Below are 18,431 nucleotides of genomic sequence, written 5' to 3' on the forward strand. Positions count from 1 at the left end.
GTTACTTTATCAATTAACCATTGTTGACTATTTGTTCAAAATAATCATAATTAATCATGTAGAGCAACAGAAAAGGAACGAAGAGGATTGCGCAATCTGTAAACGTTTATTGGTGATTCGTATGCATTTCATTTTGAGTAAAATTAAAAATGTATGCATAGGCAGGGGAAATAAGAAAACATGAATAGAATATCAGGAGGATAAGATGAAAAGACTAAGGAAGTTCGTAACAATACTATTGGCAGCAGGTTTAATGACATCGGTTCTCGCAGGATGCGCAAGCAAAGCACCTGCGGATGAAAAGAAGACGTATAAACTCACAGTATCAGGAATAGGCGGAAGTCTGAACTACATCCCTGTCTACATAGCTGAGCAGGAAGGCTGGCTGAAGGATGCAAACCTGGAAATTGAAGAGATAATGTTCACGAACGGTCCGGTCCAGATGGAATCATTATCCTCCAACTCATGGGACCTTGGATTCACAGGAGTAGGCGGAGTACTGTCAGGAGTCATAGGCTATGATGCGTTGGTCGTCGGAGCCAGCAACACCGATGATGGAACACAGTATGTCTTTGCAAGGAATGATTCAGAGATAGTGAAAGCAGGCTCAGGAAACAGCGAGATCAGCGACAAGATATTCGGAGATGCAGAGTCCTGGAAAGGTAAGGAAATACTCTGTAACACAGGAACAGTTCTGCAGTATCTCCTGATAAAGACTCTTTCGGGATATGGTCTCAAGCCGGATGATGTGAAATTCATAGCGATGGACGCACCTACAGCATACAGCGCATTCCTTGCTGGTCAGGGAGATGTGGCAGTACTTACAGGTTCATCAGGAACCTTCAACATGCTTAAGGATTCAGCGAACTATACTGCGGTATCAAGCGGAACCTGGGCAGATACAGGACTCATGTGCAACTTCGTGGCAAACAAGAACAGCTACGCTGATGCTGAGAAATACGAAGCGATGAAGATACTCCTTGGGGTATATTTCAAATCACTCGATTGGATGAAGGCAAACCCTGATAAGGCGGCAGAATACATGGTTGACTTCTCAGAGGAGAATGGAATAAAGATGGACGCCGAGACTGCGAAGGTATACATGCAGGCGGACAAATACTATACTCTCGAAGAAGCATACCAGATGATAACAACAAAAGCGGATAACAGTGAAGTGACAGTGATGGAAAAGAAGCTTGCAGATGTCCTCGATTTCTTCATAGCATATGGAAAGTATAAGGCTGCTGACGCCGAAACCTTCAAGGGCAATGCGGATGCGAAGCTTATGAAAGACGTATATGAGGCTTCGAAGAAGTAGGTAACGCAAACAAATCTATGTGGTCTCCTGCTGTTCTTAGAATGGCAGGAGACACTGTTTAGAAGGATGGTATTTATGATAAACAAGGATCAACTGGAACTGAAGTACCAGGAATGGGAAAAGAAGAAAAAAAGCGAGGACATGCAGCTTATCCTGCTGAGCGTTCTGGGTATATTCTCGTTCTTCGCCATCTGGCAGCTGGCAAGCATGACAGGTATCATAGACCAGAAGCTGCTACCACCGCCCACCAGGATATTCGAAACGCTGATGGACAAGTTCGTGAACAAGGAGCCTGACGGAAATGTTCTCCTTGTCAATATGCTGGCAAGTCTCCAGGTTGCACTCTCTGGATTCCTCCTTGCGATAGTCATAGGTATACCACTTGGTTTGGTGATGGGTTGGTGGTCTTATGCGAACCAGTTCCTAAGGCCCATATTCGAGCTCATAAGGCCGATTCCGCCGATAGCATGGATACCGCTTGTGGTGGTCTGGTTCGGGATAGGGCTGCAGGCAAAGGCCCTCATCATATTCTTCACTGCCTTCGTACCGTGCGTGATAAACTCATATACTGGGATCAGACTTACAAACCAGACTTATATCAACGTAAGCAAGACATTCGGAGCATCGAACTTTGAAATATTCTACAAGGTAGGCATACCTTACTCACTGCCCATGGTATTCGCAGGTATAAGGGTTGCACTCGGAAACTCCTGGTCGACTCTGGTCGCTGCTGAAATGCTTGCAGCCAGCGCTGGACTTGGGTACATGATCCAGCTCGGTCGTACGATAGCAAGACCTGACCTTGTCATAGTAGGCATGGTCGTAATCGGGGCAATGGGAGCAGTCCTTTCCATGATATTGTCAAAAGTTGAGAAAAGGTTCCTGAAGGGATGACAGGAATCCGCAGAAATAAGATGAAACGAGGTCTGGATAGATGGTAAACACATCCAAGATTACAATAAAGAAGCTCATATACAATTTGCTGCCGGTAGCAGCAGTGGCTCTGATACTCTTTGGCTGGATAATTTTCGCGACGAAGAATCCAAAGCTGATGCCAGCTCCATTGGCAGTTTGGGAAAGGCTCATCAGGTCATTCGAGAAGCCGATAGCAAAGACAAACCTCTTCGGTCATGCATGGGCGAGCCTTTCGAGGGTACTTCTTGCACTCATGTTCGCATGGACATTCGGAATAGCATTCGGAATACTCATAGGGTGGAGCAAAAAGGCTAAAGCCTTCTTCGGAAGCATATTTGAAGTGATTAGGCCCATACCTCCAATCGCCTGGATACCGATCATCATCATGTGGTTCGGGATCGGCGAGTTTCCAAAGGTGCTCCTTGTATTCATAGGAACCTTCGTACCCCTTGTCATCAACACATCCGTCGGGATATCGATGGTTGACAAGATAAATATCGATGTAGGTAAGGTGTTTGGAGGTAACAACAGACAGATACTTATGGATATTGTAGTGCCAACGGCACTTCCATCAATATTCGCAGGTATCAGGACATCGGTTTCCTCCGGCTGGACTACAGTCCTGGCGGCTGAAATGCTCGGTGCGCAGAAGGGACTTGGATCCCTGGTAACAAGGGGCTGGCAGGGAAGTGATATGGCGCTTGTGCTTGTAGCGGTAATAACCATAGCCATAATAGGTTCACTTTTGTCAGTGATCCTCACCAAACTTGAAAAGGTGGTGTGCCCATGGAACAACATATGAGAAAGATAATGGAGATACAGGACATATCAAAGACTTTCTTTTCCAAGAAGGGTATGTTCACAGCAATTGAAGATGTTTCCTTCGATGTAAGAGAAGGGGAGTTCCTGGTAATACTGGGACCCGGAAGATGCGGAAAGACAGTCCTGCTTAACATGCTTGCTGGCCTGATTGACAAGACCACAGGCAGAGTCCTGCTTGACGGAAAGGAAGTATCAGGAACAGACTCAAAGATAAGCATGGTATTCCAGAAGCTTGCACTCATGCCATTCAAGACTGTCCAGGAGAACGTAGAGCTAGGACTGAAGTTCAGTGGTATGCCAAAATCGAAGAGGCAGGAGATTTCCCAGCACTACATAGACCTGGTAGGACTGAAGGGATTCGAGAAGTCATATCCGAGCCAGCTTTCAGGCGGAATGAAGCAGAGGGTAGGCATAGCAAGGGCGTACGCGACAAAGCCTGAGATACTTATCATGGACGAACCTTTCGGACAGCTGGACGCCCAGACAAGGTACTCAATGCAGAACGAGATACTGAGGATCTGGCAGGAGGAGAAGAGGACCGTGATCTTCGTGACAAACAACATTGAAGAGGCGTGCTACCTTGGAGACAGGATAATCCTCCTCAGCGAGTGCCCGGCAAAGGTCAAGAAGATATACGAGATAGAGATAGAGAGGCCGAGGAACATGATAAGCAGGGAGTTCCTTAAGCTAAGGACAGACATATCAGACAATACGGACCTGGCCATTTGAGGTGGAATATGGAGATTAAAGAGAGAGAGACCAAAATCAAGGTAGAGAACCTTACCAAGAAATTCGGAGACCTGCTTGTCCTCGACAACATGAACTTTGAGATCAAGAAGAATGAGTTCGTCTGTGTAGTTGGGCCTACAGGCTGCGGGAAGACTACCTTCCTCAACTGCCTGACCAAGATATATGATACGACGGCAGGAGAGATATACATAGACAACGAGCCTGCAGATCCAAGGAAGCATAACCTATCCTTTGTCTTCCAGGAGCCATCTGCACTTCCATGGCTTACCGTAAAGGAAAACCTGGAATATGGGCTCAAGATCAAGAGGGTACCGCAGGATGAGATAGACAGGCGTGTGACCAAGATAATCAAGCTCATGGGACTTCAGGACGTGACGGATTCCTATCCAAGGGAGCTTTCGGTAAGCGTGGAGCAGAGGATAATAATCGGCAGGTCATTTGCGATGCAGCCGGACCTCCTGCTCATGGATGAGCCCTATGGCCAGATGGACATCAAGATGAGATTCTATCTGGAGGATGAGGTAATAAGGCTCTGGAAGGAGCTGGGAAGCACAGTAGTATTCATAACACACAACATCGAGGAAGCGGTTTATCTTGCAGAGAGGGTGCTTATACTTTCCAACAAGCCAGCCAACGTCAAGGAAGAGCTCATAATTGACCTTCCGCACCCAAGGGACATAACAGACCCCAAGTTCATAGAGTACCGTAACTACATAACTAACAAGATAAAGTGGTGGTAAGGATGGGAATGGAATTAAAGGGAAAGGTTTCGATAATCACAGGCGGAGCAAGAGGGATAGGAAAGAGCATAGCTGAAAAGTTCGTAGCGGAGGGTTCGACTGTCATCATCGCTGACGTGCTTGAGACAGGAGAGGATACGGCAAGGGAGCTTGGTGAAGGCTGCCATTTCGTGAGGATCGACCTCAGGAAAAGGGAAGATATATTCAGGATGGCTGACGAGGTCAATGAGAAATTCGGCAAGATCGATGTGCTCGTCAACTGTGCCGGTATAGCAAGGCCATGTCCGACCCTCAAGCTGTCAGAAGAGCTTCTGGATGAAGTGATAGACATCAATCTGAAAGCGCCGCTATTCTGCTCACAGGCTGTTGGAAAGCACATGAGGAAGAATGGCGGAGGAAGCATAGTGAACATTTCATCTGGAAATACCCTGATGATAAACGTGGGCAGGACTCCCTACGGCATAACCAAGGGTGCGGTGAACATGCTTACAAAGCAGCTTGGAGCCGAGTGGGCGATCTATAACATCAAGGTAAATGCGATAGCCCCGGGCTGGATCAGGACTGAAATGGTTGAAAAACCCCTGAAATCAGGAATTCTGGATGAGAAGAAGATACTTTCCGTATCTCCGATCGGAAGGTTCGGGAAGCCGGAGGAAATAGCTAACCTTGCTCTTTTCCTTGCGAGCGGGAGGTCTGACTACATGGTTGGCCAGATAATATCGTCGGACGGCGGCTGGAACTTGGGGATAATGCCTGATGCACTTGACTACATCAGGGAAAACGACATGGAGGAATAGCATTGAAGGTAGTATGCGTATATGGAAAAGAAGACCTTGCGATAACCGAATATGAGAGGCCTGTCTGCAGACCAGGGCATGCAGTTGTGAGGATGGAGATGTGCGGAGTGTGCGGTTCCGATGTCACAGCCTACAGGGGCAGCAATCCCACTGTCAAATATCCAATTGAGGGTATAGGACATGAAGGCGTTGGTGAGATAGTAGAGATAATGGACCCGGACAACAATTTAAGCGTTGGGGACAGGGTAGCCCTGGAGCCATATGTACCGTGCGGGGAATGTCCAATGTGCCTGCAGGGCAGGTTCAACAACTGCGAGAACCTGAAGGTCTGCGGGGTGCACAAGAACGGAATGATGGCAGAGTATTTCCTTCATCCTGTGTCGCTTCTCCACAGGATCCCAGACACATTGAGCTACAGGGATGCCTGCCTCGTTGAGCCATTCACCATAGGCCTCCATGCCATTACAAGGGCCCAGGTCAAGAAGGATGACTACTGCGTGGTTTTTGGGGCAGGGACCATTGGTCTCCTTGCAGCACTCGGTATAAAGCTGTATGGCGGAAAACCAGTGCTTGTGGATGTCATCGAAAGCAGGCTCAACTTTGCAAGGGAAGTCGGCATTGAAGCAACGATAAACTCTATGAATGAGGATGTGGCAGCAAGGCTCAGGGAGATATCAGGCGGAAGACTTCCAAATGTGATGATAGAATGCACTGGATCCCAGGCAGTCCTTCGGAACATCCACGAATACGTCGCACATGGAGCCAACGTAGCACTTGTCGGATGGCCGCATGACCTTGTTCCTCTAAACCAGGTAAGGCTCATGCAGAAGGAAGTGACGATCTATACAAGCAGGAATTCAAACAGTAAGTTCCCTGAGTCAATGGGATATATAGCAGATGGACTGATACCTGTGGACAGCATAATAACCTCGAACACTGACCTTGACGGGCTTGAGGACGTGATCAGGGATATGATTGTCAATCCGGACAAGTATCTGAAGGTAGTAGCGAAGATCTAGCGAATGAATTGGAGATGATGTGATGCTCGTATCTACGAAGGAAATGCTGCAGGACGCGCGCAGGAACCATTACGCGGTAGCTGCCATAAATACCCAGGGCGGTCAGTATGACATAATAAGGGCGATAGTCGATGCAGCTGAAAACAGGAAGGCGCCGATTATCCTCGCCCACTATGAGAGCACAGGTGCCTATTCAGGCAACGAGTGGTTCTATGAGAATGCGAAATATCTGGCAAACAAGGTGTCAGTGCCTGTCGGCATACACCTTGACCACGGCTCGAGCTTCGGAATATGCATGGAGGCGCTGAAGCTCGGCTTCACCTCCATAATGTATGACGCAAGCGAGAAGAGTATAGAAAGGAACATAGAGGAATCAAATGAGATCATCAGGATTGCCCATGCCTTCAACGTGCCTGTTGAGGTGGAGATAGGTGCACTTCAGAGACTTGACGACGGTGTGGCGACTGACATCGATGCAAATATCGTGTCCTCGAAGACTGTCATAGGTTTCCTTGACAAGTGCAGACCGGATTCCCTTGCAATAGGCATAGGCAACGCTCACGGTTTTTACCATGAGACTCCGAACCTGAGGCTCGACATACTTGACGATGTTTCAAGGCACTCAGACATCCCGCTCGTGCTGCATGGCTGCACCGGAATGGACGACAACCAGGTGAGGGAGGCCATAAGGAAGGGAATATCCAAGATCAACTACGGAACCCTGATAAGGTCGAAATACGTTGAATTCCTTAAGGAAGGCATACAGAACCTTGACCATCAGGACCATACCTGGAAGATTTCAAGATATGCATCTGCAAAGCTGACAAAGGTTGTAGAGGAGATAATTGAACTGTCGGGGTCTGAAGGAAAGGCATACAATTACTGATACAAAAAAATGCAATCCATAGATAAGGAATGTTTTTCTAAAAATAAGACAGAATATTCTGATACAACAGCATTGTTGCTGTTAAATGCAAAGGAGCGTGGATCATGCCAGTAATTTCAATGAAGCCCATACTTGATGCGGCTGACTCATATTGCTACGGTCAGGGAGCGTTCAATGTGAACAGTGTCTCCCAGATAAGGGCGGCAATAGAGATACATGAGCTGCTTCATTCGCCGGCGATAATCCAGGGAGCAGAGCTCGCCAACGGATTCATGGGCGGAAGGGTGGATTTCAAGAACTCCAGTCTGGAGGATATAAGGCGGGGAGCGAAGAACATAGGTGATGCCGTCTGGAAATATGGTGAGTACTCCAAAGTACCGATAGCTCTCCATCTGGACCATGGGAGCAGCCTCGATGTAGTCAAGGCCTGCATTGACGGTGGGTATACCTCGGTCATGATAGATGGGTCCGCACTGGGCTTTGAGGACAACATGGAACTTACAAGGGAAGCTGTCAGGTTCGCACATGCGAGAGGTGTCTCGGTTGAGGGTGAGCTTGGTATCCTGGCAGGGGTCGAGGACCATGTCCACTCAGGCAGTTCAACCTATACGAACCCCATCTCAGCCCTGGAGTTCGTACAAAAGACAGGAGTTGATGCCCTTGCCATATCCTATGGCACCATGCACGGCCCTGTGAAGGGCAAGGACGTCAAGCTTAGGAAAGAGGTAGTAATAGCAATCAGGGAGCTTTTCAGGCATTCAGGCGTAAGCGCTTCACTCGTATCCCACGGGTCATCCACAGTGCCCAGATACATACTTGAAGACCTGAAGAACCTTGGATGCAGTCTGTCCAGTGCTGAAGGGATACCGATATCAGAGATCAAGGAAGCCATAAGGGCAGGGATATCGAAGATCAACGTGGATACTGACATAAGGCTTGCTGTATCAAGGAACCTGAGGGAGTTCTTCAGCGAAGGAAGAAGAAGGTCATCCGCATCACTTGGCGGTGTCCTTGGATCCCTTGAGGAGAAGAAAGACCAGATCGACCCAAGGCAGTTCCTGTCGACCGTAATGGACTCAGTGATGACAGGAATGGAATCTGATGGAGACATAAGTGACCTTAACAATGAAATAGGGAATGGCGTCAAGGAAATACTGGCTCAGCTGATAGTGGAATTCGGTTCGGCAGGTAGGGCATCGCTGGTAAGGATGAAGTCGCTCTCAGAGATGGCATCGGTTTATTGAAAATGAGGAAGCTGTCACCAGTTAAAGTCTGGTGTCTGCTTCCTCATTTTTTTCGGCCATAGGCAGGTCAACCGTACTGATTTCACGGCAGCTTTCTCTTCTGACAAGAGTGTATGGAAGCTCAATCTTCATAGGAAGACCGCTTCCGTTATCAAGCCTGTCCATAAGGAGCCGGCCGGCGGCCCTGCCCATCTCGTCAAGGGGGATACGAACTGTAGTGAGCGGGGGAGACATGTACTGGGAGATGTCTATGTCATCAATCCCAATTACCGAAACATCCTCAGGAACCCGCAGGCCGTTGTCCTTGAGTGCCTTTATAACGCCTATAGCCGTGGTGTCGTTTGCGCAGAACAGGGCAGATGCATTTAGTCTTCCTTCTGCTAGCAGCCTGGATACAGCTGAGTAACCGCTGGCGGAAGAAAGCCTTGTCTGTATCACCATATCCTTTTCGTATTCAAGCTCAAGCTCAGAAAGCGCATCGAAATATCCTTTGAAACGGTCTTCGTTCGTTTTTTCGCCAACGTAGCCGATTCCCCTGTGCCCGATGGTATACAGGTAGTGAACTGCAGTAAGCGCTGCGCTATATCCATCGCAGATGACCTGGTCGAAGTCCGGGCTTATTGAATTTAGACCTGAGTACACCACATGAGGATAGCTGTCCCTTATAACCCTGTAGAAGTTCTTGTTTAGTCGTCCAAGTATCACTGCCCCGTCAAGCCTGAATTCATCCAGTAGCTTCTTCAGGTCCTCTTCGCTTTCTATTTCACTTGCGGAAAAGGAATACTTCATTACACAACCGTGCTTTGATATTTCCTTCTCCACAGCCTTTGCGATCCTCGAGAAGAAAGGGTCATCCACTGAGGACATCACCCTCCCGAAGATACATCCGATTGACCTTCTCCCCTTTAGCACCTCCACCGCCTCATCGCCAAGCTTCAGCGCCTGTGCAGCACGGTTTGGCCTGTAGCCAAGCTCAGCGGCAATCCTGAAAATCCTCTCCTGTACTTCAGGGCTTGCGGTCTTCGTGCTTTTCCCGTTTATCACCCTTGATACGGTGGATATTGAAACTCCAGCCTTTTCGGCCACTTCCTTAAGTGTCATTGTCATCACCTGCCTGTTATTCAATTCAATTATGACCAATGGTAATCATTTAGGCAATATGTTATAGCAAACGTTTGCGTAATTTTTAGTCATTTTTGCTTAAAACAGTGGTACCATTGCAGTATGGAACGAGAACGATTCAGGAGGCTGGAAATATGGGCGGAAATCTTCTGGTAGTGCATGGGGGAGGCCCCACTGCGGTAATAAATTCAACGCTTTACGGCGTAATAATGGAAGCAAAGGCAAATGAGGAAATAGATACAATCTATGGTGCCATAGGAGGCATGGAAGGGATCATAAGGGAAAACTTCAGGGAAATCGGAAATGTTCCAGACGATAAGCTGGAGCTTCTGCTCACGACACCCGGAACTGCAATCGGGTCGTCAAGGTACGCGGTATCGGATGAAGAATACCAGAGGCTACCTGAAATATTCAGAAGGCATGGGATAGGATATGTCCTCTTCAACGGAGGCAACGGGACCATGGATACCTGCGGAAGGGTACACAGGGCATGCATCGAAACGGGGATAAAGGTAGTGGGAATTCCCAAGACCATCGACAATGACATATCCGCAATAGACCATGCACCCGGTTTCGGAAGTGCAGCGAGATACATCGCTGAATCGGTCGCTGAGGCAGCTCAGGATGTCAGGTCCCTTCCGATCCATGTGTCTGTCATTGAGACAATGGGCAGGAATGCCGGATGGATCACTGCAGCCTCGGCAGCTGCCAGAAAACATCCTGGTGATGCACCTCATATCATACTGGTTCCCGAAAGACCATTTGATGAGGAGAAATTCTTAGCTGAAGTAAAAAGGCTCCACGAGAAGATTGGAGGGGTTGTCGTTGCGGTCTCTGAAGGCCTTAACGACAAGGATGGGAAGTCGATAGTCCCCCCGATATTTAAGACTGGAAGGTCTGTTTACTTTGGTGATGTAAGCGCCCATCTTGCCGGACTGATCATAAGAAAGCTTGGGATAAAAGCGAGAAATGAGAAACCAGGCCTGCTGGGAAGGTCATCAATGGCACTTGTTTCCGGGACAGACAGGCAGGAAGCTATCCTTGTAGGAAGGGAAGCGGTGAAGGCAGCGGTCTCAGGTGTCAGCGGCGTAATGGTCGGAATCAGGAGGATTGCTGGTGAAGCCTATGGAATCGAGACCCCACTCATCCCGATTGACAAGGTGATGCTTCACGAGATGAAGCTGCCGGACAGGTACATAGCAGAAAACGGGATGGATGTCACTGAAGAATTCCTGGATTGGCTCAGGCCTATAATAGGTGATGAGATACCGGAATATGTCAGCTTCAGGGATTGAGAAAGCAGGAGTCAATAAAACAGGATGATCATGAAAGGCGGGTTAGTTTGAAGAGGATTTATGTAAACCTAAAGAGATTTGACATACCAAGGGAGCTTGGGGGAGTGAACACTTTAGCTCCGGTCAGGGAGTGGGGAAGAAGGATAGTTGAAGATGTCAGGGATGGTGTCAATGCGTATGACAGCAGCGATGTCAAATTCACGGTATTCTTCCCTGAAGCACATCTGATTCCGGCACTTGATGCCATGGATAGCAGTGATTCACTTAAAGCAGGCTGCCAGAGCGTTTTCAGGGATGATGTGGAAACCGGAAGGAACTTCGGAGCCTTTACCTCAAACAGGACTGCAAAATCAATGGCTGCCCTTGGAGTAAAGGAAGTCATAATAGGACACTGCGAGGAGAGGAACGACAAGAAGGGAATGCTTCTTGAGGCTGGAGTGACAGATCCAGCGGCAGTAAACAGGATACTTAACTCAGAAGTCAAGGCAGCTGTGAATTCCGGGCTTTCAGTCCTTTACTGCATCGGAGAGACAAAGGAAGAAAAGGAAGACTGGAAGAAGGTCCTCAAGGAGCAGATTGATATCGGCCTCATGGGTGTTGACAGGAAGGATGTTGTCATAGCCTATGAGCCTGTATGGGCCATAGGGCCTGGAAAGACACCTCCCGGCAGGGATTACATTCAGATGGTGGCAGGATATATCAAAGAGGTAAGCGGAGGTCTGCCCGTTGTCTACGGTGGTGGACTGAAGGCTGAAAATGCCAGGATGCTGTCGTCGATCCCTGAGGTTGATGGAGGTCTGATAGCCCTTACAAGGTTCTCGGGCGACATAGGCTTCTACCCTGAGGAGTATCTTGAAATAGTAAGGATCTATATGGAAGGGGAAAACAACTGATGAAACTGTCATTTGAATACGGACATGGGATGATGGAGGCAACACTTCCTGACAATACGGATGTCTTCATTCCCGGAGAGACGATAAGGGATCCGGAACATCTGCCTGAGGAAAGAATAGTTGAGGAGACACTGAAATCCATCAGGAATCCAATTGGTATGGATCCCATCTCAAAGCTTGCGAAGAAGGGCTCCAAGGTCACCATAGTGTTTCCTGACAGGGTAAAGGGAGGAGAGCAGAAGACTTCCCACAGGAAGGTGTCCATAAAGCTCATTCTGAATGAACTTTATGATGCTGGTGTAGATAAGAAGGACATCCTGTTAATATGCTCCAACGGACTCCACAGGAAGAACACTAAGGAAGAGATATTCGGAGTACTTGGTGAGGAGCTCTTCAATGAATTCTGGTACTCTAATCAGATCATAAACCATGACAGCGAGGATTATGAAAACCTCATTGACCTCGGTAAGACAGGATCAGGGGACCCTGTCATTATGAACAAATACGTCTACGACAGTGACCTTGCCATACTCATAGGGCATACGCAGGGAAACCCTTACGGAGGGTATTCAGGCGGCTACAAGCACTGCTCGACAGGCATCACCCACTGGAAGTCAATAGCATCGCATCACGTACCTCAGGTAATGCACAGGTCTGATTTCACGCCAGTCAACAGCAAATCCCTCATGAGAAGGAAGTTTGATGAGATAGGCCAGCATTTGGAAGAGAAGATGGGCAAGAAGTTCTTCTGCTGTGACGCTGTTCTGGACACCAGGTCAAGGCAGATAGAGATCCATAGTGGTTATGCCAGGGAAATGCAGGTTGAGGCATGGAAGACCGCGGACCAGAGGACATATGTGCCATTTGCGGAAAAGAAGTATGATGTCCTTGTTTTCGGTATGCCCCAGTTCTTCCACTATGGAAACGGGATGGGAACCAACCCCATAATGCTCATGCAGGCGATATCAGCCCAGGTAGTAAGGCACAAGAGGATCATGAGCGACAAGTGCGTGATAATATGCTCGTCAATCTGCAACGGCAACTTCCATGAGGAGCTTTGGCCATACACCAGGGAGATGTACGATCTGTTCCTTGAACAGGGCAATACGTTACCTGACATCAACAGGTTCGGGGAATACTTTGCAAACAATGAGGAATATCTCAAGAAATACAGATTCGCAAACGCATTCCATCCATTCCATGGCTTCTCAATGATCTCCAGCGCACATATAGCCGAGATGAACACATCAGCAGTGTACATCGTAGGAGCTGAAGCCCCGGGATTTGCAAGGGGAATGGGTATGAAGACCAGGAACACCTTCGAGGAAGCACTTGAGGATGCAAAGAAGAAGTATGTCGGACAGAATCCTAACATATTGGCCCTCCCAATGACTTTCAAACTCAGTGCGGTGCATCTGGGAATGAAAGAATAGCAAAATTAAAATTGGATCCATGAATCGGGAATGTAACCTGAGTCATGGGTCCAAATCCTTATGTAAATTCTTTATCTTAAGCATCATTTTGCTTTAGGCTGTTTCTGATTAGGCTGGTTCTGATATTTTAACGGTATATAGTAGATGATAGAATTATCGTGTGGTCAAAATGATTCGTTATTTCAAGGCAAGTCTTTTTTTCGATTAATTTGATATGAGGAATTGAGCAATGTAGTAAAACAGAGTTCCAATGGCTTTCTAATACTTACATCCCATAAGTAATGGAAGAGCTGAACATCAGGGATGCGTCTGAAACCAAAGTGTCAGCATCAGAAGATGAAGAAACTGAGATAGAGAAGCTGTTCACATGGTAAGCTGTAGTGATTATTATGGTATAATTTTAGTGACGGAATATTCTGTAATCTATATGAGCGAGCTGATTGCGATGAAGTCAAAGCTATTCCCCAAGAACCTGATTGGACAGGTGGCGCGGCGTTAAGCGTACAAGCGGTGGAGCACTTAAGCTTAAGATAGGAGGTATGATGGTACCTCTTTCGACACCTGTAATTTTCATTATCGGGATCGTCGCTTTTGCAATGGCTGTCTATGCCTTCATCAATAAGGAAAGGACGATGTTAATATATCCACCACTGATACTGGGAGTATTCCTGGCTGTCTGGGGCATTGCTGAGTTCTTGCTTTAAACTTAAAATAATGATGATGTGAAAGGGTGGTAGTATGAATCCGATCTTTATATTCCTGATCAGCGGAGTTATTCTTGTTGCAGGACTGGTTGCTGCTTACAAGAAAGCAATGAAATAATCTTACTTGATCGCTTAGAAGCTCCATTCGGGACGTGTTGATTAACAATTGTCACCTTGTGTGGAGCTTTCTTATTTCATTAATCTGACGTTGTCTTACACACAATAAATGATAGAATAGCATATATGGTTTGGTTTTGGACATGCAGAATACAGTCAGGCGGGTGAAGGATGTTAGTAAGGGAAATGGACAGTGAAATAGGGAAGATCATAGACCAAAATGGCCATATGACCTTCATAGCATCAATGGTATTTGAAACAACCGTATGCGGGTATTATGAAGGCAAATTCATCACCATTCTTGATGGCAGAAAGAAGGTCCTTCCTATGAGCATAGTGATGGATGGTGAGCTGAAAGGAAGACGTTACTCGGTTGGTGACAAGATTGATGTATCGAGTTGTTTAGATTCAGACCTTGTAGTCACTCAAGATACAAAGAATGTGGATATAAGTATGCATACAACTGATGAATACAATCTCATCTCCAGCATGCATACCCAGATCCGATCCGCACTTGAAGGACTTAAATCAGATTCAAAGGGGATGCTCCCGATAATGTCCATATTGGGCATGCTTTCAAGTTCAGGAGATTATTCAGGATTAGAATTGAAGATGTACAGCATGGTTGCAGCAAGGACGAAGCTCCTAATAACAGACCTTATGGAGGGAAGGGAGATTACAGCCGAGAACATAGTCGGCTACGGGATAGGTCTTACACCCTCAGCTGATGACTTCCTTCTTGGAATAGCCGGTATGCTCGACCGTTTCGGGGAAGTGATGAGGAAAGAACTATTGGCTGCTTACATTGAAAAATATCTGCACACAACAACTGAAGTCAGCGGATGGATGCTCAGGTATGGTATGAGGAGCAGGCTTTATCCTGAAATAGTACTTGAATATCTTGAACATCCATACCCGGGAGAGTTGAGGATCGATGAGTTCCTGAAGCATGGCTCAACATCAGGGATTGATCTTTTATGTGGCATCCTATGTGGATTGGAAATTCTTATGGAAGTTCAGGGCAGATAAGGAATTTCGTGCCAATTGAATATGCAGCCGAAAATTAAACAGGTCCCTTAACCAAGCCTTTGCCAGGTAGGTTAAGGGATCTTCCGCATTATCAGGTCCTACAGGAGTTGACACAATCTCGAGTCCGTTAACGTACCTTACTGATCCTGATATAAAATTAACTGATAATTAATCGAACATACACCAAATTAGCGTGGCAATTTATGAATTCAGTGTTTAAATGGAATCGAAGAGCTATAGGTGTATCTATTTCTAAGATGTTCACTTGAATTCATTGAAAATGATTATTATGATCACTAAAATACGCCGATCTTACTCATGCCGTTCTGCTGATTGTGTAACTGCGCTAATGCTAAAATTGGTAAAGCTTCAACTATTGCTGAATACGAACAAAACCTATCACGAAGCCAATGATAACCAAGATGTTTGCTGACCGGGAGGCGATGTATGAGGTGTTTTTCAACAGCCTGTTTTTGAATTTCAAGGATATTTCAATGGAGATTCACTGATCCTGCACAGGCTTGATTTTTTACAATTGAAGAAAGGCAGGGAACGTGAGACGCAAGTTTCAGGTTTCATTTCTGTTCAATTGAAAGGATTGGATGATATGAATAAGCAAAAGTTCCGAAATCTGCTCATTCCCGTGATGCTGTTTTTCTTTGGCCTTTCCTTTACCGCTCCTGTGCTTGCCGCTGAAGAAGGTGCGCCTACGATTTCCGCTGCTCCAATAGTAATCTCGGTTGGCGGTACATATGATCCGCTGGAAGGGCTCGTTGTAACTGATGATGTTGATACAGAGGCTGAGCTGTTAGCCAACATTTATTATTATGATAAGGAAGTTGATGTAAGCACGCCTGGAAGCTACATTATCTTCTATGATTTGGCGGATTCAGACAACCACTGGGTCAGTTTCAGAAGAAATGTACTTGTGCTTGGTACTGATTTTCCTGTAATAGGTGTCACAACCAAAGGAATCTATAAGGATTCCCCATTTGACCCGTATGCTGATGTATATGCATTTGACCTGAAGGATGGAGACATTACTTCTTCAATCAAGATCATTGCAAATGATGTGGACTTGGCTGTTCCGGGTGATTACTACATCACCTATGAGGTAACTGACTCAGACCTCAATACAGTACAGGAGACGAGGCATATTGTCGTACTGTGGCCTGAAGAGTACCAGCCCGTGATTACAGCACCTACACTTTACTTGAAGGTCGGTGACGAGTTCGATCCGATGGAAGGAGTCACAGCTACTGACCTTACAGACGGTGACATTACTGAAAGCGTAACAGTCGAGCACATGGAAGTGGACACAATGAGACCTGGCATATACTGGGTACAGTATGTAGTCTACAATTCCCTGGGCCTCATGAGCTTTGCTGACCGTACAGTCGTGGTCTTTGATATGACAACTTCACCATCCATAGTTTCTGGTGAATATTATTACCTGGAAACAGGTGAACCTTTTGATCCATTGGCTGGAGTGTATGCATACGATCTTGAGGATGGTGACATAACTCACCTCATAAAAGTCGTTGAAAATACCGTAGATACAAGTCAGCCTGGTGAATATCACGTATTGTACGGGGTAACTGATTCAGACGGAAATATCGCTGAACACACTGCATACATTACCGTAGGGTGGTCGTGGATGCTTTACCCGGAAATACATGTCGATCCATATGTTGTTTACCTTGAATTGGGTGGAGCATTTTATCCTATGGAAGGTGTTACAGCTACAGACGCAACAGATGGTGAAATTACAAGTAATATTGTAGTATATGACTACGTTGATACATCAATGCCAGGCGTATATTATATAGAATATGAGGTAACAAACTCTCTTGGACTTTCTAGTGGTGCTTCCAGACAGGTAATTGTCTTTGAGTCATCCGTGCCGATAATCATGGCATATGACTTTGAAAGCCCGTTAAATCAGGAGATTGATAAATATTCCGTGCATTTCGAGGCGTACGACCTTGAGGATGGGGACATTTGGGAGAGCATTGTCTGGGACATAAGCGCTGTCGATATCAATACTGCAGGTAAATATCCGATCATTCTTTCGGTAACTGATTCGGATGGCAACAAGGCTGAGACGACATGCTATGTGACAGTAAAGGATTACTCATATCCAGAACTTGAAGTCTACGACTACAGCGTAATAATCGGAAGTGATTATGATCCGATTAACTATGCATATGCTTGGGACCAGAAGGATGGAGAAATCAGCTACCTGATCCAAGTGCCTGAGAATAATGTTGATATCAATACGCTGGGGACATACACGGTAACCTACAGCGTAACAAATTCTCAGGATAAAACAACAACAAAGACTGTCAATGTTTCTGTAATCAACGAACCGGTCATAGACTACTATCTGATATATGATGGGAATATGGTCAGGATTGAAATTGATGAACAGGCTCAAATGGCTTACATTACATCACCAGTCTTAATTCCGGCAGGATCCATGCTGTCAATGGCTATTTATGCTGATGGTGAACTTACGTTTGAATTCCCTGGATTAATAATCTCAAATGAGGTTCTGCCAGGATTCAAGTACTCACTGTCATCAAATGGCGAAGAGCTACTCGCGACTATACTTCCGTACATATTTGATGGAAGTGCATTGCGGCTCAATGCGAAAACCGGAGAAATCACAATTAAGTCAACTGTAGATGGCGAATTCTACTATGTGGTAACAGAAAAGGGAGCCGCAGTGCCAGATATTGACACTTCGGGAACTGGAATACCAGGAGCTGCCGGGACCAATTCATTCAGAATTGAAGGTTTGAAGCCAGGTGTTAAACCGCAGGTGGCATACGTCGTATTGAAAGCGGCCGGTGGTGAAATAACCAATGTTATTTCAATTGATTTTCCAACAATACCGGATCCGCCTAACAACGGCAAGAAGCCTGATAATCCTGGAAAGCCAGAAGACCAGATAATATCACCTGATATTGTTGAGGAAGTTCCAGAAGTTGAGGAGCCAAAGACCAACAAGGGTCAGGACAAGAAGGATGAACCTAGTCAGCTACCGGTTCTCAAAGAACCAAAGACCAACAACGGACAGGAAAAGAAAGTAGAGACTACTGTAGTTGAAGCGGCAGCTGAAGAGCTTAAGAAGGACAAGGGTCTCGGACAGGAAAAGAAGGAAGAGGAAATAACTGCAGAAGAAGTCATTGAAGAGGTGCCGATGTCTCCTGACGCTGAGCTGATTGAAATCCGTGATGATGAGAAGGACAAGGACAAGGAGAAAAAGGCGGATGAGAATATCGAACTTCTCGAAGAAAAGACAAACAACGGGAAGAGCGATAAAGGTTGAGATTTGAACCTGA

General features: G+C 46.4%; 16 protein-coding genes. 15 read left to right on the top strand and 1 reads right to left on the bottom strand.

Features of this window, described 5'->3' with window-relative positions:
• Positions 1-205 precede the first annotated feature (205 nt).
• The 9 genes from T472_RS02080 (at position 206) to T472_RS02120 (ending at position 8,491) form a co-directional block, all read left to right on the top strand.
• Entirely contained in the window at positions 206-1,318 is a 1,113-nt protein-coding gene (locus T472_RS02080; protein ID WP_023385630.1) for an ABC transporter substrate-binding protein, read from the top strand.
• Positions 1,319-1,393: 75 nt separating this feature from the next.
• Positions 1,394-2,212: an ABC transporter permease gene (locus T472_RS02085; protein ID WP_023385632.1), complete on the top strand. Its 819-nt coding sequence runs from the start codon at positions 1,394-1,396 to the stop codon at positions 2,210-2,212.
• A 40-nt stretch (positions 2,213-2,252) separates the two neighbouring features.
• Entirely contained in the window at positions 2,253-3,035 is a 783-nt protein-coding gene (locus T472_RS02090; RefSeq protein ID WP_023385634.1) for an ABC transporter permease, read from the top strand.
• Entirely contained in the window at positions 3,020-3,784 is a 765-nt protein-coding gene (locus T472_RS02095; RefSeq protein WP_023385636.1) for an ABC transporter ATP-binding protein, read from the top strand. Before T472_RS02090 ends, T472_RS02095 begins: the two co-directional genes overlap by 16 nt.
• A gap of 8 nt (positions 3,785-3,792) precedes the next feature.
• Entirely contained in the window at positions 3,793-4,545 is a 753-nt protein-coding gene (locus T472_RS02100; protein WP_023385639.1) for an ABC transporter ATP-binding protein, read from the top strand.
• A 2-nt stretch (positions 4,546-4,547) separates the two neighbouring features.
• Complete coding sequence (locus tag T472_RS02105) at positions 4,548-5,342, top strand: SDR family NAD(P)-dependent oxidoreductase (RefSeq protein ID WP_023385641.1); 795 nt, start codon at positions 4,548-4,550, stop codon at positions 5,340-5,342.
• Between the two features lie 2 nt (positions 5,343-5,344).
• Positions 5,345-6,361: a zinc-dependent alcohol dehydrogenase gene (locus T472_RS02110; RefSeq protein ID WP_023385643.1), complete on the top strand. Its 1,017-nt coding sequence runs from the start codon at positions 5,345-5,347 to the stop codon at positions 6,359-6,361.
• A gap of 22 nt (positions 6,362-6,383) precedes the next feature.
• Positions 6,384-7,247 (top strand): class II fructose-bisphosphate aldolase, encoded by an 864-nt coding sequence (locus T472_RS02115; RefSeq protein WP_023385647.1) that lies wholly within the window; start codon positions 6,384-6,386, stop codon positions 7,245-7,247.
• Positions 7,248-7,351: 104 nt separating this feature from the next.
• On the top strand, positions 7,352-8,491 hold the full coding sequence (locus T472_RS02120) for a class II fructose-bisphosphate aldolase (RefSeq protein WP_040906396.1): 1,140 nt from the start codon (positions 7,352-7,354) through the stop codon (positions 8,489-8,491).
• Between the two features lie 21 nt (positions 8,492-8,512).
• On the opposite strand, the gene T472_RS02125 is transcribed toward T472_RS02120, so the two are convergent.
• A complete protein-coding gene (locus T472_RS02125) occupies positions 8,513-9,616 on the bottom strand; it encodes a LacI family DNA-binding transcriptional regulator (protein WP_207643930.1) in 1,104 nt (367 codons plus the stop codon).
• Between the two features lie 131 nt (positions 9,617-9,747).
• Here T472_RS02125 and T472_RS02130 point away from each other — a divergent pair, with 131 nt between their 5' ends.
• The 6 genes from T472_RS02130 (at position 9,748) to T472_RS02150 (ending at position 18,418) form a co-directional block, all read left to right on the top strand.
• Positions 9,748-10,908 carry a diphosphate--fructose-6-phosphate 1-phosphotransferase gene (locus T472_RS02130; RefSeq protein ID WP_023385652.1) on the top strand — a complete coding sequence of 387 codons (1,161 nt, stop codon included), beginning with the start codon at positions 9,748-9,750 and terminating at the stop codon, positions 10,906-10,908.
• A gap of 47 nt (positions 10,909-10,955) precedes the next feature.
• On the top strand, positions 10,956-11,801 hold the full coding sequence (locus T472_RS02135) for a triose-phosphate isomerase family protein (RefSeq protein WP_023385654.1): 846 nt from the start codon (positions 10,956-10,958) through the stop codon (positions 11,799-11,801).
• Positions 11,801-13,234 (top strand): lactate racemase domain-containing protein, encoded by a 1,434-nt coding sequence (locus T472_RS02140; RefSeq protein ID WP_023385656.1) that lies wholly within the window; start codon positions 11,801-11,803, stop codon positions 13,232-13,234. The genes T472_RS02135 and T472_RS02140 overlap by 1 nt, the downstream gene beginning before the upstream one ends.
• A gap of 476 nt (positions 13,235-13,710) precedes the next feature.
• Positions 13,711-13,938 carry a hypothetical protein gene (locus tag T472_RS19680; protein ID WP_207643931.1) on the top strand — a complete coding sequence of 76 codons (228 nt, stop codon included), beginning with the start codon at positions 13,711-13,713 and terminating at the stop codon, positions 13,936-13,938.
• Between the two features lie 288 nt (positions 13,939-14,226).
• Positions 14,227-15,084 (top strand): oxamate carbamoyltransferase subunit AllH family protein, encoded by an 858-nt coding sequence (locus T472_RS02145; protein WP_023385662.1) that lies wholly within the window; start codon positions 14,227-14,229, stop codon positions 15,082-15,084.
• Between the two features lie 646 nt (positions 15,085-15,730).
• Positions 15,731-18,418, top strand: a complete 2,688-nt coding sequence (locus tag T472_RS02150; RefSeq protein WP_207643932.1) for an immunoglobulin-like domain-containing protein — start codon at positions 15,731-15,733, stop codon at positions 18,416-18,418.
• Positions 18,419-18,431: the final 13 nt, after the last annotated feature.

It is taken from the genome of Youngiibacter fragilis 232.1 (assembly GCF_000495435.3).
In the GTDB taxonomy this organism is placed as follows: domain Bacteria; phylum Bacillota; class Clostridia; order Clostridiales; family Clostridiaceae; genus Youngiibacter; species Youngiibacter fragilis.